A 24,734-nucleotide genomic window follows, 5' to 3' on the forward strand; every position below is an offset into this window, starting at 1 on the left:
TTTGAGACAATAGGCTCAAAATCTAAGAATGAAATTCCAAAAGGAGTTGCTTTCGTCCGTACTACATAAGGAAAACATCAAAAGATAAAAGGTATAGGTAAAAATGACATACGAAGTTAAATCTCTTAATGAAGAATGTGGTGTCTTTGGTATTTGGGGACACCCTCAAGCAGCTCAAGTCACTTATTTTGGACTGCATAGTCTGCAACACCGTGGGCAAGAAGGTGCTGGCATTCTGACAAATGATGCTGGCAAATTGATGCGACATCGTGATACAGGATTAATTTCAGAAGTTTTCAAAAATCCAGCTGATTTGGAAAAGTTGACAGGTTCTGCAGCCATTGGACATGTCCGCTATGCGACAGCTGGTGAGGCTTCAATTGATAATATCCAGCCGTTCTGGTTCAAATTTCACGATACACAGTTTGGACTTGCTCACAATGGTAATTTGATTAATGCTGTGACACTGCGGCAGGAGTTGGAGGAAAAAGGTGCGATTTTCTCTTCTTCGTCTGATACGGAAATTTTGGCTCATTTGATTCGCCACAGCAAACAAACGGATTTTATGAACAAAGTTAAAGAGGCCCTTTCCAGCGTGAAAGGCGGCTTTGCCTACCTTCTCATGATGGAAGATAAGCTGATTGCAGCTCTTGATCCAAATGGATTCCGTCCGCTTTCTATTGGTAAAATGGCAAATGGAGCTATTGTCGTTTCTTCTGAAACTTGTGCCTTTGAAGTGGTTGGTGCCCAGTGGATTCGTGATGTTAAGCCGGGTGAAGTGGTTGTCATTGACGACTCAGGTATCACCTATGATACCTACACGACAGATACGCAGTTGGCCATCTGTTCCATGGAATATATTTACTTTGCCCGTCCTGACTCAAGCATTCATGGAGTTAATGTTCATACGGCTCGCAAACGTATGGGAGCACAGCTGGCGCGTGAGTTTAAACATGAGGCAGACATTGTGGTCGGCGTACCTAATTCCTCACTCAGCGCAGCTATGGGCTTCGCCGAAGAATCAGGATTACCAAATGAAATGGGTCTCATCAAAAATCAATATACTCAGCGAACCTTTATCCAGCCGACGCAAGAATTGCGGGAGCAAGGGGTTCGCATGAAGCTTTCTGCCGTATCTGGAGTGGTTAAAGGCAAGCGTGTCGTCATGATTGATGACTCCATTGTGCGTGGAACGACCTCACGTCGTATCGTTCAGCTCTTGAAAGAAGCTGGTGCTACAGAAGTTCACGTGGCTATCGGCAGTCCAGCGTTGGCCTATCCATGTTTTTATGGCATTGATATTCAAACACGTAAAGAATTGATTGCGGCCAATCATACTGTCGAAGAAACACGCCAGATTATCGGAGCAGATAGCCTAACTTACTTGTCTATTGACGGCTTGATTGACTCTATCGGACTTGAAACAGATGCCCCAAACGGTGGTCTCTGTGTCGCTTACTTTGATGGCAAGTACCCAACACCGCTTTACGATTACGAAGAAGAGTATCGTAAAAGCTTGGATGAGAAGGTTAGTTTTTATTGATGGGGGAGATAAGTGGCTTTCATAAAGAAAAAAGAAGTTGAACAGTTTAGAGTTTTTGCATTAGAATTGAATAGCTTTGTTGAGGATCCCTTCAAGCAAGAATATTCTGAAGCAATAACTCCAGAACTAGCTGCTATTCTAGGCGGAGTTGGCACAGGAGTTTTAGGTATCTCCACAATTTTCACTTGGTTATCTGGAATGTCAGGTGCTCAGATTATGGCTGCATTAGCTAGTTTTGGTTTTGGTGGAGCAGTTGGAGGAATTGCAACTTTGACAGCTTCTGTAGCAGTCCCCGTGGTTCTAGTAGCTGGTGGCTTTTATACAGTAGCTAATCAAAGAAAATTAAAACAAGAATTAATCAAATTGTTTAGATTTGTAAAAAATCTAGAACCTAAACTTGTTGATGATGAGAGATCTAAGGTGCAGGAATTATTAAAGAGTATTGATTTAACAATGGTTGAATTGGGAAAACGATACAAAATTTCCAAGGTAAAATAGTTAGCAGCTCTGCTATTTCCAAAGAAAAAGAGAAGGAAAATTATTATGACAAAAAATGCTTACGCTCAATCTGGTGTTGATGTTGAGGCGGGATACGAGGTTGTTGCTCGGATTAAGAAACACGTGGCGCGTACGGAGCGTCTTGGGGTTATGGGAGCTCTCGGTGGCTTCGGTGGGATGTTTGATTTGTCCCAGCTGGACGTCAAAGAGCCTGTCTTGATTTCAGGAACGGACGGTGTCGGAACTAAGCTCATGCTTGCGATTAAATATGACAAGCACGACACTATTGGTCAGGACTGTGTGGCCATGTGTGTCAACGACATCATTGCTGCGGGTGCTGAACCCCTTTATTTCCTAGACTACATTGCAACGGGTAAGAATGAACCTGCTAAACTAGAGCAGGTGGTTGCTGGTGTGGCTGAAGGCTGTGTCCAAGCTGGTGCTGGTCTTATTGGTGGCGAAACAGCTGAAATGCCCGGTATGTATGGCGAAGACGATTACGACTTGGCCGGTTTTGCGGTCGGTGTGGCTGAAAAATCACAAATCATCGACGGCTCAAAAGTCAAAGAAGGCGATGTGCTTTTAGGTCTGGCTTCCAGCGGTATTCATTCAAATGGCTATTCGCTTGTTCGCCGTGTCTTTGCAGATCATACTGGTGAGGAAGAACTGCCAGAATTGGAAGGTAAAAAACTCAAAGATGTCCTGCTTGAACCTACTCGTATCTATGTCAAGGCAGCTCTGCCATTGATTAAGGAAGAGTTGGTCAACGGTATCGCTCACATCACAGGCGGTGGTTTTATCGAAAATGTTCCACGTATGTTTGGGGATGATTTGGCGGCTGAAATTGAAGAAGCCAAGGTGCCAGTTCTGCCAATCTTCAAGGCTCTTGAAAAATATGGTGAGCTGAAGCACGACGAGATGTTTGAAATCTTCAACATGGGTATCGGGCTCATGCTGGCTGTCAGTCCTGAAAAGGTTGACCGTGTCAGGGAAGTCCTTGATGAGCCTGTTTATGAGCTTGGGCGTATCGTGAAAAAGGCTGACGCAAGTGTGGTGATCAAATAATGATCAAAAAAATTGCTGTTTTCGCTTCCGGTAATGGGTCAAATTTTCAGGTCATCGCCGAGCAATTCCCAGTGGAACTTGTTTTTGCTGACCATCGTGATGCCTATGTCTTGGAGCGTGCTAAAAATCTCGGTATCAAAAGTTACACCTTTGAACTTAAGGAATTTGACAACAAAACTGTTTATGAGCAGGCTATCATTGACCTTTTGGAAAAACATGCTATTGACCTTGTTTGCCTAGCTGGTTACATGAAAATCGTTGGCCCAACCTTGCTGGCTGCCTACCAAGGTCGCATTATCAATATCCACCCAGCTTACTTGCCTGAGTTTCCAGGTGCCCATGGTATTGAGGACGCTTGGAACGCTGGTGTTGATCAATCTGGTGTGACCATTCACTGGGTAGACAGCGGTGTTGACACAGGAAAAGTCATTAAACAAGTGCGCGTGCCACGCCTGCCAGATGACACCATTGAAAGCTTTGAAGCTAGAATCCATGAACAGGAATACCAACTCTATCCCCAAGTGCTGGATAGCTTGGGAGTGGGGAGGAAGTAAATTATTAGCGCAGCACAGCGACCGCAGGTCGCCTAACCGATGTTTCTTGCAGTGGTGAAAAAGACGCTTGATGTTTTATCAATTGTCTCGGAACTTTTGAGACTTTGGCTTAAAAATTAGGAATGAAATCTCTTGGATCTCTAAATAATCTACTAGACTATTTTACCTTTCGTCCGCACCACTAAAGAGAAATATCAAAGAAGAAACACTTTTCAAAAAGAAAGGAATTGAACCCGTCCGGAAGGCTCGGAAAAAAGATAAACATCTCCTAGACGCAAGCGTCTTCGTCGAGTTTCCTATTTTTCATTCACCTTCTAGTCGGACTTGGTATCTTAATTATGACAACAAAACGCGCACTTATCAGCGTCTCAGACAAAGCGGGCATTGTTGACTTTGCTCAAGAATTGAAAAACTTGGGTTGGGAAATCGTCTCAACCGGCGGAACCAAGGTTGCCCTTGATAAAGCAGGAATTGCAACTATCGCGATTGACGACGTGACTGGCTTTCCTGAAATGATGGATGGTCGTGTCAAGACTCTTCACCCAAACATTCATGGCGGTCTCTTGGCGCGCCGCGACCTTGACAGCCATGTCAGTGCTATGAAAGAACATGGCATCACACCGATTGATTTAGTTGTTGTCAACCTTTACCCATTCAAGGAGACAATCCTCAAACCAGATGTGACCTATGCAGATGCGGTTGAAAATATTGATATCGGCGGACCATCTATGCTGCGATCAGCAGCCAAAAACCACGCTAGCGTGACAGTTGTGGTTGATCCAGCGGATTATGCCCTTGTTTTGGATGAATTGTCAGCTAATGGTGAAACAAGTTTTGAAACTCGTAAGCGTCTGGCAGCAAAAGTTTTCCGTCACACAGCAGCTTACGATGCCCTCATCGCTGAATATTTCACTGCTCAAGTGGGTGAAGAAAAACCTGAAAAACTCACCTTGACCTATGACCTCAAGCAGCCAATGCGCTACGGTGAAAATCCACAGCAGGATGCGGATTTCTACCAAAAAGCTTTGCCAACTGCTTATTCTATTGCCTCTGCTAAGCAGCTTAACGGTAAAGAATTGTCCTTCAACAATATCCGCGATGCAGATGCAGCTATCCGTATCATTCGCGACTTCAAAGACCGTCCAACTGTTGTGGCGCTCAAGCACATGAATCCATGTGGTATCGGTCAGGCTGATGACATTGAAACCGCTTGGGACTACGCTTATGAGGCGGATCCAGTATCAATCTTCGGTGGTATCGTGGTGCTTAACCGTGAGGTTGATGCAGCGACAGCTGAGAAGATGCATGCTATTTTTCTTGAAATCATCATTGCACCATCTTACACAGACGAAGCGCTAGCTATTCTCACAACCAAAAAGAAAAATCTGCGTATTCTGCAACTACCATTTGATGCTCAAGCAGCCAGCGAGGCTGAAAAAGAGTATACTGGCGTGGTTGGTGGACTCCTTGTGCAAAATCAAGATGTGGTCAAGGAAAATCCAGTCGATTGGAAGGTCGTTACCAAGCGCCAGCCAACTAAAACGGAAGAAACTGCTCTTGAATTTGCTTGGAAAGCCATCAAATATGTTAAGTCTAATGGCATTATCGTGACCAATGACCACATGACCCTTGGTGTCGGTCCGGGTCAGACTAATCGTGTCGCTTCTGTTCGGATAGCCATTGACCAAGCCAAAGAACATCTTGACGGGGCTGTTCTTGCTTCTGATGCTTTCTTCCCATTTGCCGATAACGTCGAAGAAATCGCAGCCGCGGGTATCAAAGCCATCATTCAACCCGGCGGTTCCGTCCGCGACCAAGAGTCTATCGATATGGCTGATAGATACGGCATTGCCATGGTATTTACGGGTGTGAGACATTTTAGACATTGATGGGTATTTAAAAATTAGCTCATTATCAACTGTAATGAATGACTTATGGCTAACAACGAGAGGAGATGCAAGTCGTCTTCTCTTTTTGTATATCTAAAACAATGAGCATTTTAGTTTTCGAAATGATTAAAACGGTTTGTTGAAGCTGCTCATGATTAATCTCGAAAAATCCAGCTTCTCGCTTAATTATCTTTCATACGTTTTATGATATTTAAGGCTGTCGTGACCAGTTCATTAACAGGCATTGTTTGGTGATCTGTTTTTAACCATTCATCAAAAATACTGTAGAGACCGCCGATAATGAATCTACTATCATAGGTGATTTGTCTTTGATCACTGTTTGTGATGTGCCAAGGTGCCATGACAGAGGTATAAGCAGCAGGAAGCTTATCATAATACCTTTGCAAGACAAGCACTAGCAGGTTTGCATCCTGCAAAGTTTTTAATGACTCAGTGTACTGGCTCCAATACTGAAAGAAAAGGTTCCCTAAATCGTCAAAATGAATCAGTCTTTCTGTTTGAAGCTCAATAATGTAGTCTTGAATCAGGCGGTCTAAATAGTTCGTAAGGACTTGCTCTTTTGAATGGTAATAACGATAAAACGTTCGTCTAGCAATCTGGGCATGCTCGCTGAGTTCTGCAATGCTGATATTATGCAGAGATTTCTTAGTCGCTAATAAATCGAACAAGGCTTCCTCCAGCTATTGCCGTGTTTGATATTCCATGGTAGTTCTCCTTTTCTGTCACACTTCTGGTCAAACTGTGCCAATTTCACTTAGTCTCTTGTTTTTGTAACGGTTTGTCTTTATACTAAAAGTGTTGCGCGTGATACATTATTATCATTTATCCTTAACATTGTACAATGGTTAGTTGTTATTAAGGAGGTAAAAATATGAGCATTCTTTTTAATGTTTGGATGCTGCCTATTTTATTTATTTTACACGATTTTGAAGAAATGATCTTTATGCCCTTGTGGAAAAAACGGCATCATCAAAAGTTAATGACTTTTAAGAAACCGTTCTTTGGTTCTGTTACGCAGGGTTCTGCCTTTGCAGTAGGCGTTTTAGAGGAGTTTATCATTTTGCTGTTTATTTCTGGTCTTTGTCAAATGACCCACAATACCTTACTCTATTTATCTTTTGTAATAGCTTATACATCTCATTTCACGATCCATTATATCATGTGCCTGCGATTTAAGGGCTATGTTCCCGGAGTCGTCACGGCAAGTCTAGAATTGCCAGTTGTTTTAATGATTGTTTTCCGCTATTGGCCTTCTGACATTTCCCTGCTGCCAGTCATTGTCTATCTTTTCATAGCTATGGCAATAGCTTATACTAATCTTAAAATCATGCACCAAATCATGCCAAAAATTCAATTAAGCCTAGAAAAATACATGAAATAAAAAATGATTAATTGAGAACTATTTTAAGCTTTCTGAAAGAAAAGTTTAAGGAGCGATTAAGAAAGTTCCTATATACTATAGTCATCCTAGCAATAGGAATCCTAAAACTTTTCTTTTTCATAAATCTCCTAAAAGCCCGCTTCAAGCGGGTTTTTCATTTTGGTTTGAGAAATTGATGGTACTGACAATCCAAGATGATAAGGCAAAATGTTGGTCGGAAATCTTAAAGGCTTTTAGTGTTACCGTGTTAGGCACTATTGCATCATCTGTCGCCTTGAAAATGAGGAACTGATTGTTGCAGCTGTCAACGGCGAACATAGGAAAGATGTTTATAAGAAGTAGGCTGAGAAGCTTGCTTTTTTGGTATTTGAAATTTTGATTCAAGAAATTATGATATAATTAAGCTAATATTTGGTACAGTATGAAGAAGAAGGTATTATTATGACATTAGTGGAAAAAATAAGAGCGAAAGGACTTAATTATTGGGACTTTGCAAACATAACTGCTTCAGGAATTCATAAAATTAGTGCATATCCGGCTACAATGGTACCTGATATGCAATATGAATTGATTAGGTTGATAAAAAGTGAAGATCCTTCCATAAAAAATATTCTTGACCCTTTCCATGGTTCTGGAACCACTTTAGTAGAAGGGGAAAAGAATAATCTCTACCCTATAGGAATTGATATTAATCCACTTGCTAATTTAATTACAAAGGTTAAGTTGCAAGGAGTAAATAAGAAGTATATAAAAACTGCAAATAAAAGGATAAAGAAACTTTTACTGAATAACAATTTTCACTTCTATAAACATGATTTTTATAATATAGAAAAATGGTATCGTAAAGATTTTATACTAATATTTAGTAAAATACGCTGTGCAATTCAAAAGGAAAAGTATAGGTATGTGAGGCAATACTATTGGGTATGTTTAATTAATATATTAAAAAAATATAGTAATACGAGAAGCTCGACATTTAAATTACACATAAAAGAGCAAAGTGCTATTACAGCAATGAAAGATAACATCATTACAGATTTTTTAAAAAGTATAAATACCTATTTTGAGTACTTGCCGGAGTACGATAGAAATAAGACAGTAAACTTACAAATTGGGAAATCCGAGAAAATATTATCAGAAATAGAAAGTGATACGGTTGATTTAGTTATTACTTCTCCACCTTATGGAGATAACTCAACTACTGTTACATATGGTCAATACTCAATGTTGCCTATATATTGGATTGACAGAAAAGATATGGAAAATTTTGATGAAAAACTGATAGATAATTATTCAAGTATTGATTCAAATAGTTTAGGTGGCTCAGGTAAAAGAAATAAACAAAACTGCCAGTCACACTGCTTAGCTGAGTATCTTGAAAGTATATCTCAAGATAAGCGAAAAAAAGTGGAAAATTTTATAATAGATTATTTGAAAGTGATGGCGCAAATAGGGCGTGTCTTAAAAAAGGATAAGAGAATAGTTTTAACCTTGGGTGATCGACGCGTTGATAATAAGGTGGTACCATTGTCAAGTATTACACAGGAATATTTTGAAAATAATGGTTTTGAGTTGGAAACTTCTATTACACGTAATATACCTATAAAGAGAATGCCAAGGCGGGTTTCTAAGGTTAAAGATAATTCTGTGGAATCAATGAATCAAGAATATGTCTTGATATTAAGAAAATAAAGGAGATTTAGATGTCTAATAATGTTGAGTGGGTACCTATTACTGTAGCGGGCAATATATTAAGTGAATTATCAGAAAAGATTCCAAATAATATCATTGCATTAAATGAGTTAATAAAGAATGCATACGATGCTTGTTCACCTAGGGTTGATATTACATTAGAGTCAAAGTCAAAAAACTTACTATTCGAGACTATGGTATTGGTATGGATACAGAGGGAATTAAGAAACTATTTCATATATCAAGTAGCGATAAGCAGTATGGGGAAGTTATTTCTTACAAAGATACTCAGCGTTTAACTCAAGGTTCAAAAGGTTTGGGTTTTTTGTCCGTTTTCAAATTCGGGAAAAGGGTCTCATGGAAGACTGCTCGCAACAATCAATTATTAGAGTTCTCTGCAGATTTTGATTCTTTGGTTAAAGAATATAATATAGCCGATAAGCTGATAGATGTCTCTGTTTCAACTTCTGATGGTTTTGTAGGGACATTAATTCAAATTGAAATTGATGACTATAATGTAGATAAATTAAAAGAGTATTTTGGTGATGAAAAAAATCGGAATAAAATTTTAAATTCTTTTATTGGAAATAATAAAGTACAGGATGGAAAAATTGCTTCTGATAAAAATTTCACCATAAACTTTAGTGTAGACGGGGTGTCTAAATCAACTGATTATGAAATTCAATTAGAAACACAAAATAAGTCACAGCAATTATTTAGAATACAATATTCTTCTGATAGTCAAGAGATTGTTTTTAGTAAAGAAAATAAGGATATATATTCGAAAAAAATTCCTTTTAATTCAAATAAATATTCTATTGATATGGATTTGGTAGCTTATTCTTTGAAAGCCAAAGGTAAGAGCAGCATTGATTCTTTGTTTTATAATCCTAATACCAACGAGTTGACTCCTCTAATTTATATCAATAACAATTTATTTAACAATTATACATTGTTTAATACAGAGTTGATGACGACTAAAAAATATAGTGAAGTATTAAAACAATTAATTGGCTATATATCAGTTAAGTCTAGTGACCCCTCAATACAATTTAACTCAGACAGAACCCAATTTGCACAAAGCGAGCTAACAGATGAAATTTCGCGATTTATTGAAAAGCTGAATGAGGAAACTCAAAAAATTGGTAGTTCGTTGAAAAATGAATTAAGAGATTTGAATGCATTTACGCAAACTAAAATTTCCGAAGAAGAAACTTCGAATCTTGAGAATCTTCAAAAGTATATAAAAGAAGATTTTAAATTAAAGCCATTTATCAATTTTAAAAAGCAGACAAACAAAATAGAGTGCACTTTATTTGATAATTCCATTACACTAGATATTATTCCTAGAGTTAAAAAAGAAATAGATTTGGGTACAGTTGAATCATGGATTGGTGTAGATGATTTAAATAATAAAATTGATAATTTAAGTGAGTTAGTAGCAGAATCAACAGAAATTTGCTTTAATGATGACAGAGTTAATAGATTTAATGAAAACCAAGAGGGTGAATGGATAATAAAGAATGAAAAGGAAAGTACAATAACTTCTCAAAAAATAATTCTGAAAAAACCAGTGCAGCCTAAAATCAGTCAAAGTAAAAATATCCTCAAGAAAGGAAGAGATTATAAGATAGATGATTTATTTGCCTTTACAAATAGTTTTGGTGAAGAAGATAAAGGTTTAGAATTTAATATTGATACAAAAAATAATCCTACTATTAATATTAATTTTAATAAAGGCATAATAAATTTTGGTCGTTTAAATGAAAATACAATTTCAATTGTAATAACCGATAAGAAAACAAAGCTTATTCATGAAGCTGATTTTACGTTTAGAGTGGAAGAAGATAACTTTGATATTCCTCAAGAAACTTCTAATAGTGATTTAGTTGTAATGCCAATAAACAAAAAATTAACTTTAAAAAAGATGTTATTAGTTTTATAGGGGAAATTAATCAAATTTTTAATACTGAAGATTATAGTTTTGTGCCAGTCGCTGCTTATCGGACTTTAATTGAAATTGTTGTAAATGACATTTTAGATAACAAAAAGATTAATAAGTCAGAGAGTTTATTAAAGAACTACAGAAAAGTCATTGATAAAGGAAAAAATATTATTGATAATAGCACATTAGATGATGCAGATAAGAAGGTATTGAATACATTGCTTCTTTCTATCAATTCTAAGGATGAAAGCAAAAGCTTTTTAGCATTTTTAAATTTGTCAACGCATGGAGGGCCTAGGGTCATTACGAAGATCGAAGCCAAGACAAAAACACAAGAAATAAAATTATTACTGGGTTTACTGTATATCACAGAGAGCTGTAAAAGTGTTTAACTGCCCTCCCCCTCCCCGCACCACATCAGTGGTGCTTTTCTTTTCCGAATAAATGGGATTAGAAATTCAAACTCCCGAACAAATATGTTATAATAGTCCTGTATAATTCGTAAAATGAAAGGAATTGAACCCGAGCGGAAGGCTCGGAATTTAGAGGAATCGTCTTGTGTCCCAGCACACTGCGGTGATTCATTAAAATTCTGCTGTTTTTTCTGTTCGCTCTTGGTATCTTGCATTATGAAACTTTTGGTTGTTGGTTCGGGTGGTCGTGAGCATGCGATTGCTAAGAAGTTGTTGGCGTCACCTCAGGTAGAGCAGGTCTTTGTTGCTCCCGGCAATGATGGCATGACTCTGGATGGTTTGGATTTGGTTCCTATCGGAATTTCCGAACATTCCAAGTTGATTGACTTTGCGAAGAGCAATGCTATTGCTTGGACCTTTATTGGTCCTGATGATGCGCTAGCGGCTGGTATTGTTGATGATTTTAACCGGGCTGGGCTTGAGGCCTTTGGTCCGACTAAGGCAGCAGCGGAGCTGGAGTGGTCGAAGGATTTTGCTAAGGAAATCATGGTCAAATACGGCGTTCCGACAGCGGCCTATGGCACATTTTCCGACTTCGAGAAAGCTAAAGCTTACATCGAAAAGCAGGGCGCTCCAATCGTGGTCAAGGCGGATGGCTTGGCGCTGGGTAAGGGCGTGGTCGTGGCTGAAACCGTGGAGCAGGCAGTTGAAGCGGCGCACGAAATGCTCTTGGACAATAAGTTTGGTGACTCAGGCGCGCGCGTGGTTATTGAGGAATTTCTGGATGGCGAGGAATTTTCTCTTTTTGCCTTTGTCAATGGTGACAAGTTTTATATCATGCCTGCGGCGCAGGATCACAAGCGTGCCTATGATGGTGACAAGGGACCAAACACAGGCGGTATGGGCGCCTATGCTCCTGTTCCTCACCTGCCGCAAAGCGTGATTGACCAGTCGGTTGATGCTATTATCAAGCCAGTGCTTGATGGTATGATTGCTGAAGGTCGCCCTTATCTTGGCGTGCTCTACGCGGGGCTTATCTTGACTAAGGACGGTCCTAAGGTTATCGAGTTCAACTCTCGCTTTGGCGATCCCGAGACCCAGATTATCCTGCCGCGCCTGACTTCTGACTTTGCGCAGAACATCACGGATCTCTTGGCTGGCAAGGAACCTGACATCACTTGGACGAAGGAAGGTGTGACCCTAGGTGTGGTTGTTGCTTCAAATGGCTATCCGCTCGCCTATGAAAAAGGGGTGCTTCTGCCAGAAAAGACCGACGGCGACATAATCACCTATTATGCAGGGGCTAAGTTTGATGGCAATAGCCAGCTGCTCTTGTCAAACGGCGGCCGCGTCTACATGCTGGTTACTACAGCCGACAGCGTCAAGGCTGCGCAGGACAAAATCTACACCCAACTGAATAAACAAAACACAACAGGCCTCTTTTATCGTACGGACATCGGAAGCAAGGCTTTGTAAATCAAATGTATTAAACTTTGAGCCGTGAGGCTTGAATATAGAATTCTGGTGTTTGAAAAATGAAAAACAGACTGCTATTTTTAGAAGGTTCTAGCTTAACTTCAAGAGAGACTCTAACAGTATTGCTAAAAGAGGGCTATAAAGTTGATGTCCTGTCTCCTGATAAGTTTTCTATTGCAACATTCAGTCGACTCACTCATAGAATTCCGACAGTTGATGTCAATCGTTTTCCTTTAGATTATTTGAAACAAGTTAATCAGCTGCTTCATCAAAAAAATTATGCAGCTATTTTGCCGACACATGAGGAAGGCTGGTTATTGGCAAATGGGGAAAAATTTTTACCAACTCGTTTGCCAGTAGCGCTTGCTGATAAGGAACAAATTGAAAAGCTGGCTGGGAAGATTGCGTTTGCTGAAATTTCGTATCAGTTAAATCTGCCAATTCCTAAATGGGAGCGTGTGGAAAATTTAGAATCTATTTCTCTTCATTATCCTTATTGGCTAAAGGCAGACTATGGTACTGCCGGTCGTTCGGTTTATAAAATCACAAGTAAGGAAGATTTGGCGGAAGCTGCGAGCAGATTAACAGCGAGTGATGAAAAATGGATGGTTCAGCAAGACATAGTCGGAGACTATGGTCAGGTTCAAGCAGTATTTCATCATGGTCAGTTACTTGCGGTTCATTCTAGTGTTAAAGTGGGTTCTGGTGCCGGTGGTTCAGCTGCTGCTAGATTAAGTATAGAATCTGAGAAAACGAGAGAGCATGTCGAAAAATTAGGTCAATTTTTACAATGGCATGGTGCTTTAACTTTAGATTTTATACGTACCGACGGTCATTTTTATTACATAGAGTGCAATCCCAGAATGGTTGAACCTGCTAATGCTTATAAAGCGGGGGTTAATTTCCCGAAAATTATGATAGAGTTAGCTAATGATTGCTATTCCAAATCTGATGTTAGTGTTGGGCAAGCAGGGGTAGAGACGCATAGCCTGATGGCTTTGCTTATCGGTACTGCTGAGCGAACGAAGAGTAGAAAGAAGATTGTACGGACAATGAGGAAGTGGCTTTTTAAAAGTGACAGTGAAGAGGTTTTAACTCCAGTTTGGAAAGACTTTTTGAGTTTTATTCCTCTTGCCATTATTACAATCCGATTATTGATAAATCCTGGAAGTGTCACCAAGTTGGTTGATAACACCGTTAAACATTATAGTGTGGAACCGACCACTCTAAAAAATATTTGAGCAAAAGATTCCGTTTATTCAAAGGAACATTCTGTTAGTTTTCCTATTTTTCTATGGAAATTTTGCAAGCGACAAAAAATCGTTATAAAATAAAAACGAAAGGAATTAAACACGCCTACGACAACAACACTGGGCAAAAAGATGAGTCTGACGACGAGGCACAAGCCTCTAGGAAAGACTTATGCTGTAGATGTCTGAACTTTCTACGCCAGTAGGCTAAGAAAGTCCTAGTCGTCCTGATGGGGTGCGTCAGCGAAATCAAAGTTTTCTGATTTACCGCCCATTTTGTTGGAGGTCGCTTTATGGCGTTTGTATCTTATTATGAAACCACTTATTTCTATTATCATGGGCTCCAAATCCGACTGGGGAACCATGCAAAAAACCGCTCAAGTTTTGGATAACTTCGGCGTAGCTTATGAGAAGAAAGTCGTCTCAGCCCACCGCACACCAGACCTCATGTTCAAACATGCAGAAGAAGCCCGCAGCCGCGGCATCAAGGTTATCATTGCAGGTGCAGGCGGTGCCGCGCATTTACCGGGTATGGTGGCAGCTAAAACAACACTGCCTGTTATCGGTGTGCCTGTCAAATCACGCGCCCTCAGCGGCTTGGACTCGCTCTATTCCATTGTGCAGATGCCGGGTGGTGTGCCTGTGGCAACCATGGCTATTGGGGAAGCGGGAGCGACCAACGCTGCCCTGACAGCCCTGCGTATCTTGGCCATTGAAGACCAAGACTTGGCAGCCGCGTTAGCAGATTTCGCAGAGGAACAAGGAAAAATCGCAGAGGAGTCAACGAATGAACTCAACTAAAACCATTGGCATAATCGGCGGCGGTCAGCTGGGTCAGATGATGGCTATCGCGGCGGTTTACATGGGACATAAGGTGGTGACGCTGGATCCGACGGCGGACTGTCCTGCCTCGCGCGTGTCTGAGATGATTGTGGCGCCTTACGATGATGTGGATGCTTTGCGAGAAATGGCTGTGCGTTGCGACCTGTTGACCTATGAGTTTGAAAATGTCGACGCTGACGGCCTTGATGCGGTCGTAGGAGACGGTCAGCTGCCGCAGGGGACTGATTTGCTGCGCATTTCGCAAAACCGTATTTTTGAAAAGAACTTCCTCGCCAACAAGGCTGGCGTTACGGTCGCTCCATATAAGGTGGTGACCTCTAGTTTGGACTTGGAGGATTTGGATTTGGGCAAGACTTACGTCTTGAAAACGGCCACAGGCGGTTATGATGGTCACGGTCAAGTTGTTATTAAATCACACGACGATTTAGCTGCCGCGAACCAATTAGCAAACTCTGCTGAGTGCGTCTTAGAAGAATTTGTGGACTTTGACCTTGAAATTTCAGTCATTGTCTCAGGCAATGGCAAGGATGTGACGGTCTTCCCCGTTCAGGAAAATATCCACCGCAACAATATCCTCTCAAAAACCATTGTCCCAGCCCGGATTTCTCCTGCCTTGGCAGAAAAAGCTAAGAGCATGGCGGTGACTATTGCTCAAAAACTCCAGCTATCAGGAACCCTTTGTGTGGAAATGTTTGCGACAGCCGACGACATCATTGTCAACGAAATCGCACCGCGCCCCCACAACTCAGGGCATTACTCCATCGAAGCCTGCGACTTCTCACAATTTGACACCCATATCCTAGGCGTCCTCGGTCAGCCTCTCCCAGCCATCAAACTCCACGCCCCAGCCGTCATGCTCAACGTTCTCGGCCAGCACATTCAACAAGCTCAAGAATATGTCTCTAAAAACCCTAGCACTCACCTCCACCTTTACGGCAAGGCAGAAGCCAAATACAACCGCAAAATGGGGCATGTGACCGTGTTTAGTGATAAGCCTGATAAGGTGAGAGAGTTTGGGGAAGGAAAAGAATTTTAGGAGGAGGTTATTATATTGTTTTTATTAGTATAATAGCTGAGGAATATTATGGCGAGTAAAGAATGGTATTATAAAAATTTTAATATGGTTTCAGAGTTAGATATCTCAGGAGAATTTATATATACTGGGCTTTCTATTGTGAATAATATGAGTAACATTACTCCTGAGATGCCTACAGAATTATTCTTGGCTTTATATAATATTTCTGTGGGAATTGAAAGACTACAAAAATAATCTTAGTATTATGGGAATTCAATGAAGATAATTCTATTGAAGATTTTTCTGAAAGTATAAAGATTCACAATCATGTTGAATTACATAACAAGATTGAAAAGGCAATAGCAATAGATAAGAAAACTAATTTTAGCAAACAAGAACGCCAATTTATAGAGCTTTTAAAAGAATTTTATTCCAATGCGAGATATGATAGATTTTCAGGAGTGGGGAATAACTGGGAGTATGAACTTATTAGTAAGTTTTTCTCTAATAATCAAATCAGTTATGAAACGTCAGTATCTGATTCACGTGTAATTCTAATCAACAGTAGTATTAGGGAATTGATAGGGCGGGTGCTCTCTAAAATAGTAAAAAAGTACTATCTACTTGTTGAGGAGGGAAGTAGTAAATCGGGGACTTATTCATATGAACTTAGAAATGACTCAAAAGCCCAGAAGATATTTTTACATATGGAGAATGGCTGTCGAGGGTTAAGTTCTATAAAAATAGATGAACGGATAGCTTTAAGTGAGATTATCATTTATTTGAGAAATACATCTGATAAATCATCATATTTAAAATTTATCGAGGGAATATCTCCTCTTAATTTTGATAAAATAGAAATTAGTGGGTATTTATCCGTAATTTTGTTGGAGAATAGAGTTCCTCAACATTTAATTGATGAAATTGGCTATATTTATACAGAAGAAGATATTGATGTAGGGGAACGGATAAAAGATTTGGATTTATTAACAAAAGATAATATGCAAGTTTTATTCGACTACCCTTATCTGAAGGATATTTATATAATTTTAAAAGATGTAAAAAAGCAGGAAGGTATTAGTGCTGAGGCTATAAATAAACTACAAGAATCTAATTGTTATATTGATGATAGCGATACTCAAGAAGTCATAGAATCTATCATTGATATTGGCAACCAATATCGTAATAATAAAATTTCAAGGGAAGTGTTTATTAATGAATTTAATAGGCATTACAAAAACTTAGAGGATGAATCAATATTAGAATTTATAGGTGACTTAATATCTAATGAAATGAAAAGTAATTAATCTCAAATGTCATTTCCTGATACAAAACAATTTACAAAGTTGGTTTTTAAATGAATAACATGAAAACAATCGGTCTTATCGGCGGCATGAGCTGGGAGAGCACGACTTCTTATTATCAGCTCATCAACGAGACAATTAAAAAAGAGCTTGGCGGACTGCATTCGGCTAAAATTCTGCTTTACAGTGTTGATTTTGCGGAGATTGAGCACTATCAGGCCAGCGGTGACTGGGCTAAGAGTGCGGAAGTCCTGAGCCAAATTGCCCAGAAACTGGAGCAGGCTGGTGCGGACTTTATTGTCATCTGCACCAACACCATGCACAAGGTTGCCCCGCAGATTCAAGAGCAAATCACGATTCCGATTTTGCACATTGCGCAGGCAACTGCTGAGGCTCTTCTTGAAAATGGCATTCAAAAAGTTGGTCTCTTGGGCACCAAGTACACCATGACTCAAGACTTTTACAAGGAAAAGCTGCTTGAAGCAGGGCTTGAGGTGCTGATTCCGGATCAATCAGGCATTACTGAAGTCAACCGGATCATCTATGACGAGCTGTGCTTGGGAGATATCAAAGACAGCTCAAAGCAAACCTATCTTGCCATCATTGATGATTTGAAAAATGCTGGTGCTAAAGCCGTTATCCTAGGCTGTACAGAAATTGGTCTCCTAGTCAAACAGGCAGACACAGACCTTCCCCTCTATGACACAACAGCTATCCATGCTCAAAAAGCGGCAGAATTATCTTTAAAGTAGGAGACAACTTATGATAAAATCTAATAGAAAGGCGAGTTTTCCTTATCCTATTGATCAGGTCTGGAAACTTGTAACCGACTTGTCCAATCAAACTTGGAGAAGTGATCTCGACCGGTTTGAAAAAGTTGATGAGAGTCATTTTATAGAATACACGAAGGAGGGCATTCAAACGGACTTTAAAGTGACTAAGGCGGATTTGTACAAGGTTTGGAAGCTAGAATTCAAAAATAAAAATATCCAAGGTACTTGGATAGGAACTTTTCAGTATCAAGATGGACAAACCATTCTGGATTTTACAGAAAATGTCACTGTTAAAAACACACTCTTGAAACCATTTGTCTGGTTTTACTTAAGAAAGCAGCAGAAGCAGTATTTTCGAGATTTGGAGAAAGCATTGTGTTATCTGTCGGTGTAGATAGATAAAATAGATTTTTATTAGAGGAGATGACAATGAACCTAGATTTATTTAATGATTTGTTTAACAATGAAACCAATACTATTGAAACAGATACTTTAAGTATCAGAGAGCACGCAATATCTACTCAAGATGATGTTATACAGATTGATAATATCTCTATGATGACAAAAGCAACTTTGAGATTTAAAATCTCTTGGAAAGAAATAATTTTTATATTTATAATGCTAATACTGTTTCCTATAGAGTTTATCCCTAATGTGATTCCGATTATTCTTTTGGTTTTGTATGGTTATATTGCTTATAGGCGTTATGAAAAATATCTTAAAACAAGATATTATATAGAATTTAATCTAGGTTCTAGTAAAAATTCTTATTTATTTTTTGAACAAGAGGAGTTTCGAAATAAAGTATATGATATTATTAAGAAATCTTTTGGAGATAAAAATCAAGTTACTTTTGTGGACATAAAACATCAACAAATTGGTGGTGAACAACATATTTTTGAAAAAGGCTCATCTAATGCGACAATTTTAGGTGATGATAATGTCATTGGGAATGATTTTGGTTCAAGCAATAATGTTGCAATCAAGGGTGATAATAATGTTAACTCAAATAGTGTTAAAGATTCTACTGTGGAAGAATCTAGTATAAATACCAATATTGAGTTTCCTTGGGTTAAATTGTTAGAACAATTGCAAACGATTATTAGTAACTCTTCAGAGTTATCTGAACAAACTGTTAAAATTTTAAAGAAATTGCTTATTGCAGTTGAAAAAAAGGATGAAGATGAATTTACTGTAATTGTTAAAGAAAACGCATCATTTTTCAATCAACAGTTCATTAAAGATCTAATATCTGGTACCTTAGGAGGTATCATTTCATCACTTTTATTAGGTAAATAATAATTAAGGAGAAAATATGCTATCACGTTATTCACGCCCTGAGATGGCGAACATTTGGAGTGAAGAAAACAAGTACCGTGCTTGGTTGGAAGTGGAAATCTTGGCTGATGAGGCTTGGGCTGAGTTGGGTGAGATTCCTAAGGAAGATGTGGTCAAGATTCGCGAGAAGGCGGATTTTGATATTGACCGCATTCTGGAGATTGAGCAGCAAACGCGTCACGATGTGGTGGCCTTTACTCGTGCGGTGTCTGAGACGCTGGGTGATGAGCGCAAGTGGGTGCACTTTGGCTTGACCTCGACAGACGTGGTGGACACGGCCTACGGTTATCTTTACAAGCAGGCTAACGCTATCATTCGTAAGGATTTGGATAATTTCCTCAATATCATCGCTGATAAGGCTAAGGAGCACAAGTTTACCATCATGATGGGGCGCACGCACGGTGTTCATGCGGAGCCAACGACTTTTGGTCTCAAGCTTGCGACTTGGTACAGCGAGATGAAACGCAATATTGAGCGTTTTGAACATGCTGCTGCTGGCGTAGAGGCTGGAAAAATTTCAGGTGCTGTTGGGAATTTTGCCAACATTCCACCATTTGTAGAAAAATATGTCTGTGACAAATTAGGCATTCGTGCTCAGGAAATTTCGACTCAAGTCTTACCGCGTGATCTGCATGCTGAATATTTTGCAGTGCTAGCCAGCATTGCCACATCAATCGAGCGTATGGCAACAGAAATCCGCGGTCTGCAAAAATCAGAACAGCGTGAAGTAGAAGAGTTCTTTGCCAAGGGGCAAAAAGGCAGCTCTGCTATGCCCCATAAACGCAACCCTATCGGCTCTGAAAATATGACTGGGCTGGCTCGCGTTATCCGCGGTCACATGGTGACGGCCTATGAAGACGTTTCGCTCTGGCATGAACGCGATATTTCTCACTCATCGGCTGAGCGCATTATCGCGCCTGATACGACCATTCTCATTGACTACATGCTCAATCGCTTTGGTAATATCGTGAAAAACTTGACTGTCTTCCCAGAAAACATGAAGCGCAACATGGGCTCTACCTTTGGTCTCATTTTCAGCCAGCGTGCCATGCTGACCTTGATTGAAAAAGGCATGACCCGCGAGCAAGCTTACGACCTTGTTCAGCCTAAGACTGCGCAATCTTGGGACAATCAAGTAGACTTCAAACCGCTGCTGGAATCAGATCCAGAGATCACGTCTCGCTTGAGCCAAGAAGAAATCGATGAAATCTTCAATCCAGTCTACTACACCAAGCGTGTGGATGAAATCTTTGATCGGATTGGATTGGGAGACTAAATACAAAACAAGGCGGCCGATGGCTGCCTTTTGTGCTATAATCAAGCTATGGACAAGAAAATACTTATTCAAACTTTTTATGATCATGCAGACAAAGAGAGGGCGCATGCTATGGCAGTCTATATGCGTGACCAGTTTCCTTTTCTAGGTCTTTCTACTCCGCTTCGCCGTCAGTTGGAGAAGGACTTTATTAAAGAATCTAAGGCATCTAAGGCGGTTGATTGGGTTTTTGTGGAAGAGTTGTGGGAACTGCCTGAGCGAGAATTTCAGTACGCTGCTTGTGATTATTTACGGGCTATGCAGATCTTTTTAACGGAAGCAGATCTACCTCGTCTCAAACAACTGGTTGTAACCAAGTCTTGGTGGGATACAACAGACAGTTTGGATAGAACTATTGGCAAGATCAACTTTCCCAGTAGTATCGTTGATGCAACTATGTTAGAGTGGTCCTCTGATGATAACTTTTGGTTGCGGCGCGTGGCAATTGACCACCAGCTTTTACGAAAAGATAAGATGAAGACAAATCTTTTGGAGAAGATTCTTATTAACAATCTCAATCAAAGCGAATTTTTCATCAATAAAGCTATTGGCTGGATCTTGCGAGACTACTCTAAAACTAATCCAGATTGGGTTAGAACTTTCATTGAAAAGCATAAAAATCAGATGGCCAATTTATCTATTAAAGAAGCTAGCAAATATTTATGATAAGCAGCTTATCATATTTTATATCACACGCAAAATAACTGCGGGCCAATAGACTAAGCTGAAATTTTGCGAGTCAGTCGTTTTTTAGAGCCTGTATTCATAAGTTCTTTTATTGCGGCCTTGCGGTCGCTTTTAATAAGCTAACGCTTATTCATAACTAAAATGATTCCTGTAAGTACAGGTTCTAAGTATAAAGGATAAGAAAACAAAGATGAATCGTTTACTGCAAGACTACGCTTATGACTCATGCTTCCTTTTTGAAACTCGCTGAAAGTGTTGTTCCCAAAAGATGTCAGAAAAAACATATAGAAGTCTAGTAAATTTACTATATTATAGAGTTATGATAAAATAGTAAAAGTTTAGACAGAGATTATAGGAAAAGGTTTTATGTTAAAAGATTTTGGGAAGAAAATTAAGAGCCTGAGGTTAGAAAAGGGGCTGACCAAAGAGGCTGTCTGCCGTGATGAATCGCAGTTGTCAATACGGCAGCTGACTAGAATTGAATCGGGACAGTCTACGCCAACTCTTAATAAAGCTGTTTATATTGCAGGCCGTTTAGGAGTGACGCTTGGCTATTTAACGGACGGAGAAAATGTCGAGTTACCCAGTCGTTATAAAGAACTAAAATATTTATTATTACGAACGCCAACCTATGGCGACCAGCAAAGATTAGCCGAAAAAGAAACCTATTTTGACGAGATTTTTAGTCAGTTTTATGATGATTTGCCTGAAGAAGAACAATTGATTATTGATGGTTTACAATCGAAACTAGATATTCATTTTAGTGATAATATCGATTTTGGCGTTGGTATTTTAAATGACTATTTTGATCAGATTTTAAGAAAAACCAATTATCAGGTCAATGATTTGATTCTGATTGATCTCTATTTTTCCTGCTTAACTGTTAGTGGCTTGGATTCAGCTATTTTTGATTCAAAAAAATATAATCAATTATTGGAAACATTGCTTAAGCAGGTACATTGTCTTCCATTGGAAGATCTTTTCGTTTTAAATAATGTTTTATTGAATAATTTTGGACTCCTCTTAGAATTGAAAAAATATGATTTTGTTAAGCAGCTTATTGCTGTCAGCAATGAAATCATGGCTAGAACTTATGATTTTCAAAAAAAGCCTATTGTTAATCTTCTGACATGGAAACACTATTTGTTTGTTGAAAAAGATTATGCGCAAGCTAAAAAGAGCTATGATGCTGCTATCTTATTTGCCCAGTTAACAGAAAACATTAATTTAAGAGAAAATTTGGAGAAAGAATGGCAAAAAGATTCTCAGAACGGGACATAAATGTCCTGTTCTTTTTTTGAGGGATCATTTATAATGAATAATATCAAAAAGAAAGGAGAATAACAGGATGTTTTCAATTTTAACAAGTATTTTGATGGGTCTTGACTGGTGGGGCTTATAATAGACAGCCCTTGTGTCAGATGATGATGTTGAGATAGTGATAACTTGTATTTGCTAACACAGCACAGTAATAAAAAAGAGAAGCAAATTCAATAGGCAGATCACGTTTGACTCAAGATAAAATCAACGAAGTCTTCGGCAGCAGCTGCAGCATCAAATCTGTGGTATTTTGCTCAGATAGGAAGACTGGATGAACAAAAGTTAAATGCCCTAGCTGAAAAAGCTAGGGTATTTGATTGAGTAAATCTGACAATGGCATGCTAAAAGGTGTGTATCTCAATGAACACACACCTTCCATTCTATTAATTTTTAAAGTTCAGGTTAATTGCCAGAGTCATCAGTTGTTTTCATCACTTGGAGGTGTCCCGTTTCCAGGAAAGGCTGGATGGTGCCCATTTGGAAGGAGCGGAACAGTATCTTTTGATACATGCCTGCCTGAAGGATGAGTGGTTGTGTCTTTTGTTGCTTTGATAACTGCTTTATGACCATCAGATGTTGTAACCGTGTAGGTTTTGCCTGCTTTGATGGTTTTATTTGAAAAGACAACATGGTCAAAGTCTACATCTGCCTTTGTTTTTGCAACGATATGCCCTTTTGAGTCAGTTATAGTAATGGTATCACCGGCTAATCCTGAAACAATCGCAGCAATATAAGCTTGTTTGGTTCCCTTTGAGAAGCCTTGAGCAAATCCCATATGACCAATTGCCCAAGTTGTTCCCCCGGAAGCAAACCCTGTACCATCATAATCAATGGCTGAGCTGTAATCAGTGATCGATTGAATTTTGAGACTGCCACCGGTAATATAGAGATTTCCATTTGAATCCACACCGTCATCTTTGCCAATACCGCTGATATTAGCACCAGAAATAACAATAGCAACCTCATTTTCGATATCTTTCTTGCTGTTTTTCAAATGTGATAGGTCAGCATCGTCTTTTGTTGTCCATTCAGTCGCGTTGATAGCATCATCACCAGCATTGATTGTTATTTGACCCTTTTTTAAATTCACATAGCGGCCTTCAATTCCTTCAGAGCCAGATGTAATTGTTATGAAAGTTGACCCTTTGACGGTTATCTCGTCGTTAGCTGTAATTCCTTTACTTGTAGAGGTGATTTTGACAATAGAATCTTTGATCTGGATATCACCTGAATTGACATCGGTATTATCTTCAGCTTGAATCCCATCATCTTCTGCCGAAATGGTAACAGTTGACTTGTTAATGGAGACGTTTGATGTGGCATTAATCCCATCTTTAGCAGTAGAAGATAGCTCCAAGGTTACTTTATCAGCTTCTAAACTGTTTGCTTTGATAGCGTGACCAGCTGTACTTGTAACTTTTAAACCGCTTTTCTTTTACTGGAAAGGTAGAGTGCTCCTCCTGTTTCGATTGTATTCTTCAAAGAAGACGAAATAGAGCTGTCAGATAGGACTTTAATATCTAAATCTCTTGATGAATAAATAGTGGAGTCAGTCAAATTCACTGCATCGAGTTTGAGCTTCACTGTATCCGTTACTTTATCTGCTACTGATATGCTGTAGCCGCTGGCAGACCCTGTAAGGGTATAAGTTCCTGCAGATGTAATGGTAATGTTTTTTCCATCAATGCTCACACCAGATGAAGTTGTTTTTACACCTGTATTGTCAAATTTAATATCTGCTTTTTCAGATTTATCATCTTCTTTGTATTCTTTGACTTCTTCTTCCTCTTCATCATCATCTTTATCATATTTTGCTGACTCTAAAGCAGCGACTGATTGAGACTTAACTTGAGCTTCATTACTTGTTATTTCATCGGAAAGTTCATCATCACTTTGATCGGCTGACTCAGAAGCTGTTGCGTCATTGTTTGTCTCAGCTTCATTGCTTTCAGAAGCGGCCTCACTGCTTGCTGTGCTGTTTTCTGATGAGGCAGTCTCAGAAGTCACTTGGCTGTTGTCACTATCATTGCTATCAACTGTCTGAGAATTTGCAGCGTCTGTGTTAGCTGCAGTTGAGGATGTGGTAGTGTTTTCTGAAGCAGTAACGTTATCAGCAGAAGCAATTTTGCTGCCTCCCAGTAAAACGATAGCTCCTGCTAAGGCAATTCCCGTTACGAGCCCCTTGGAGGATTTGCGCTTGACATCATGTCCCTTAGCATTTGAGAAAACAGAGCGATTAAAAAGAAATTTTTTACTCATTGTGGTTTCTAACCCTTCTAAAAAGTATGAATATCAGTTTTCTTAAAAACATATTCAACTTTAAAAATATAATAAAAAGAATGATAACTTGATCATTCTTTTTTACCACCGTTCTATTATATCAAAATTCAGAAAATTCACAAGGGCGCTGTC

22 protein-coding genes and 1 pseudogene are annotated in these 24,734 nt (G+C 39.3%); 21 read left to right on the forward strand and 2 right to left on the reverse strand.

The annotated features are described in order from the left end of the window. The first annotated feature begins 103 nt into the window (after window positions 1-103). From purF to purH, 5 genes are all read left to right on the forward strand, one after another. On the forward strand, window positions 104-1,543 hold the full coding sequence (gene purF / locus SRT_RS00300) for an amidophosphoribosyltransferase (protein WP_128832651.1): 1,440 nt from the start codon (window positions 104-106) through the stop codon (window positions 1,541-1,543). 12 nt (window positions 1,544-1,555) lie between these two features. Then, window positions 1,556-2,041, forward strand: a complete 486-nt coding sequence (locus SRT_RS10305; RefSeq protein ID WP_161939999.1) for a hypothetical protein — start codon at window positions 1,556-1,558, stop codon at window positions 2,039-2,041. 42 nt (window positions 2,042-2,083) lie between these two features. Next, window positions 2,084-3,106 (forward strand): phosphoribosylformylglycinamidine cyclo-ligase, encoded by a 1,023-nt coding sequence (purM, locus tag SRT_RS00310; protein WP_128832652.1) that lies wholly within the window; start codon window positions 2,084-2,086, stop codon window positions 3,104-3,106. Next, entirely contained in the window at window positions 3,106-3,660 is a 555-nt protein-coding gene (gene purN / locus SRT_RS00315) for a phosphoribosylglycinamide formyltransferase (RefSeq protein WP_128832653.1), read from the forward strand. The genes purM and purN overlap by 1 nt, the downstream gene beginning before the upstream one ends. A gap of 338 nt (window positions 3,661-3,998) precedes the next feature. After that, window positions 3,999-5,549, forward strand: a complete 1,551-nt coding sequence (gene purH, locus SRT_RS00325) for a bifunctional phosphoribosylaminoimidazolecarboxamide formyltransferase/IMP cyclohydrolase (protein WP_128832654.1) — start codon at window positions 3,999-4,001, stop codon at window positions 5,547-5,549. A 182-nt stretch (window positions 5,550-5,731) separates the two neighbouring features. Here the strand turns inward: purH and SRT_RS00330 are convergent, their stop codons facing one another. Continuing rightward, window positions 5,732-6,250: a TetR/AcrR family transcriptional regulator gene (locus tag SRT_RS00330; RefSeq protein ID WP_223213981.1), complete on the reverse strand. Its 519-nt coding sequence runs from the start codon at window positions 6,248-6,250 to the stop codon at window positions 5,732-5,734. 191 nt (window positions 6,251-6,441) lie between these two features. On the opposite strand from SRT_RS00330, the gene SRT_RS00335 reads away from it, so the two are divergent. The 16 genes from SRT_RS00335 to SRT_RS00405 all read left to right on the forward strand — a co-directional run bounded on the left by SRT_RS00335 (window position 6,442) and on the right by SRT_RS00405 (window position 22,283). Further along, window positions 6,442-6,951, forward strand: a complete 510-nt coding sequence (locus SRT_RS00335) for an HXXEE domain-containing protein (RefSeq protein WP_128832655.1) — start codon at window positions 6,442-6,444, stop codon at window positions 6,949-6,951. Between the two features lie 441 nt (window positions 6,952-7,392). Next, the gene (locus SRT_RS00345; RefSeq protein WP_128832656.1) at window positions 7,393-8,643 is read left to right on the forward strand and encodes a DNA methyltransferase; all 1,251 of its coding nucleotides are present in this window, start codon (window positions 7,393-7,395) and stop codon (window positions 8,641-8,643) included. A 205-nt stretch (window positions 8,644-8,848) separates the two neighbouring features. Next, window positions 8,849-10,588: an ATP-binding protein gene (locus tag SRT_RS00350; protein WP_230401483.1), complete on the forward strand. Its 1,740-nt coding sequence runs from the start codon at window positions 8,849-8,851 to the stop codon at window positions 10,586-10,588. Between the two features lie 41 nt (window positions 10,589-10,629). Further along, the gene (locus SRT_RS10515; protein ID WP_223213959.1) at window positions 10,630-10,980 is read left to right on the forward strand and encodes a hypothetical protein; all 351 of its coding nucleotides are present in this window, start codon (window positions 10,630-10,632) and stop codon (window positions 10,978-10,980) included. 237 nt (window positions 10,981-11,217) lie between these two features. After that, complete coding sequence (purD, locus tag SRT_RS00355; protein WP_128832657.1) at window positions 11,218-12,477, forward strand: phosphoribosylamine--glycine ligase; 1,260 nt, start codon at window positions 11,218-11,220, stop codon at window positions 12,475-12,477. Window positions 12,478-12,536: 59 nt separating this feature from the next. Then, window positions 12,537-13,718 carry an ATP-grasp domain-containing protein gene (locus SRT_RS00360; protein WP_128832658.1) on the forward strand — a complete coding sequence of 394 codons (1,182 nt, stop codon included), beginning with the start codon at window positions 12,537-12,539 and terminating at the stop codon, window positions 13,716-13,718. Between the two features lie 321 nt (window positions 13,719-14,039). Beyond that, complete coding sequence (purE, locus tag SRT_RS00365) at window positions 14,040-14,528, forward strand: 5-(carboxyamino)imidazole ribonucleotide mutase (protein WP_128832659.1); 489 nt, start codon at window positions 14,040-14,042, stop codon at window positions 14,526-14,528. After that, window positions 14,515-15,606 carry a 5-(carboxyamino)imidazole ribonucleotide synthase gene (purK, locus tag SRT_RS00370; RefSeq protein WP_128832660.1) on the forward strand — a complete coding sequence of 364 codons (1,092 nt, stop codon included), beginning with the start codon at window positions 14,515-14,517 and terminating at the stop codon, window positions 15,604-15,606. The genes purE and purK overlap by 14 nt, the downstream gene beginning before the upstream one ends. Before the next feature lie 48 nt (window positions 15,607-15,654). Then, window positions 15,655-15,840, forward strand: a complete 186-nt coding sequence (locus SRT_RS10520; protein ID WP_223213960.1) for a hypothetical protein — start codon at window positions 15,655-15,657, stop codon at window positions 15,838-15,840. A 206-nt stretch (window positions 15,841-16,046) separates the two neighbouring features. Further along, window positions 16,047-16,892: a hypothetical protein gene (locus SRT_RS00375; protein WP_223213961.1), complete on the forward strand. Its 846-nt coding sequence runs from the start codon at window positions 16,047-16,049 to the stop codon at window positions 16,890-16,892. Window positions 16,893-16,951: 59 nt separating this feature from the next. Beyond that, a complete protein-coding gene (locus SRT_RS00380; RefSeq protein ID WP_128832661.1) occupies window positions 16,952-17,641 on the forward strand; it encodes an aspartate/glutamate racemase family protein in 690 nt (229 codons plus the stop codon). Between the two features lie 10 nt (window positions 17,642-17,651). Further along, on the forward strand, window positions 17,652-18,056 hold the full coding sequence (locus SRT_RS00385) for an SRPBCC family protein (RefSeq protein ID WP_128832662.1): 405 nt from the start codon (window positions 17,652-17,654) through the stop codon (window positions 18,054-18,056). A gap of 35 nt (window positions 18,057-18,091) precedes the next feature. Next, a complete protein-coding gene (locus SRT_RS00390; RefSeq protein WP_128832663.1) occupies window positions 18,092-18,961 on the forward strand; it encodes a hypothetical protein in 870 nt (289 codons plus the stop codon). A gap of 16 nt (window positions 18,962-18,977) precedes the next feature. Continuing rightward, on the forward strand, window positions 18,978-20,276 hold the full coding sequence (purB, locus tag SRT_RS00395) for an adenylosuccinate lyase (RefSeq protein WP_128832664.1): 1,299 nt from the start codon (window positions 18,978-18,980) through the stop codon (window positions 20,274-20,276). 48 nt (window positions 20,277-20,324) lie between these two features. Then, the gene (locus SRT_RS00400; protein ID WP_128832665.1) at window positions 20,325-20,981 is read left to right on the forward strand and encodes a DNA alkylation repair protein; all 657 of its coding nucleotides are present in this window, start codon (window positions 20,325-20,327) and stop codon (window positions 20,979-20,981) included. A 387-nt stretch (window positions 20,982-21,368) separates the two neighbouring features. Continuing rightward, window positions 21,369-22,283, forward strand: coding sequence for a helix-turn-helix domain-containing protein (locus SRT_RS00405; RefSeq protein ID WP_128832666.1), 915 nt, complete (start codon window positions 21,369-21,371; stop codon window positions 22,281-22,283). A 457-nt stretch (window positions 22,284-22,740) separates the two neighbouring features. Here the strand turns inward: SRT_RS00405 and SRT_RS00410 are convergent. Further along, window positions 22,741-24,581 (reverse strand): annotated as a pseudogene (locus SRT_RS00410) (SMU_63c family functional amyloid protein). Window positions 24,582-24,734: the final 153 nt, after the last annotated feature.

It is taken from the genome of Streptococcus troglodytae, assembly GCF_002355215.1.
In the GTDB taxonomy this organism is placed as follows: Bacteria; Bacillota; Bacilli; order Lactobacillales; family Streptococcaceae; genus Streptococcus; species Streptococcus troglodytae.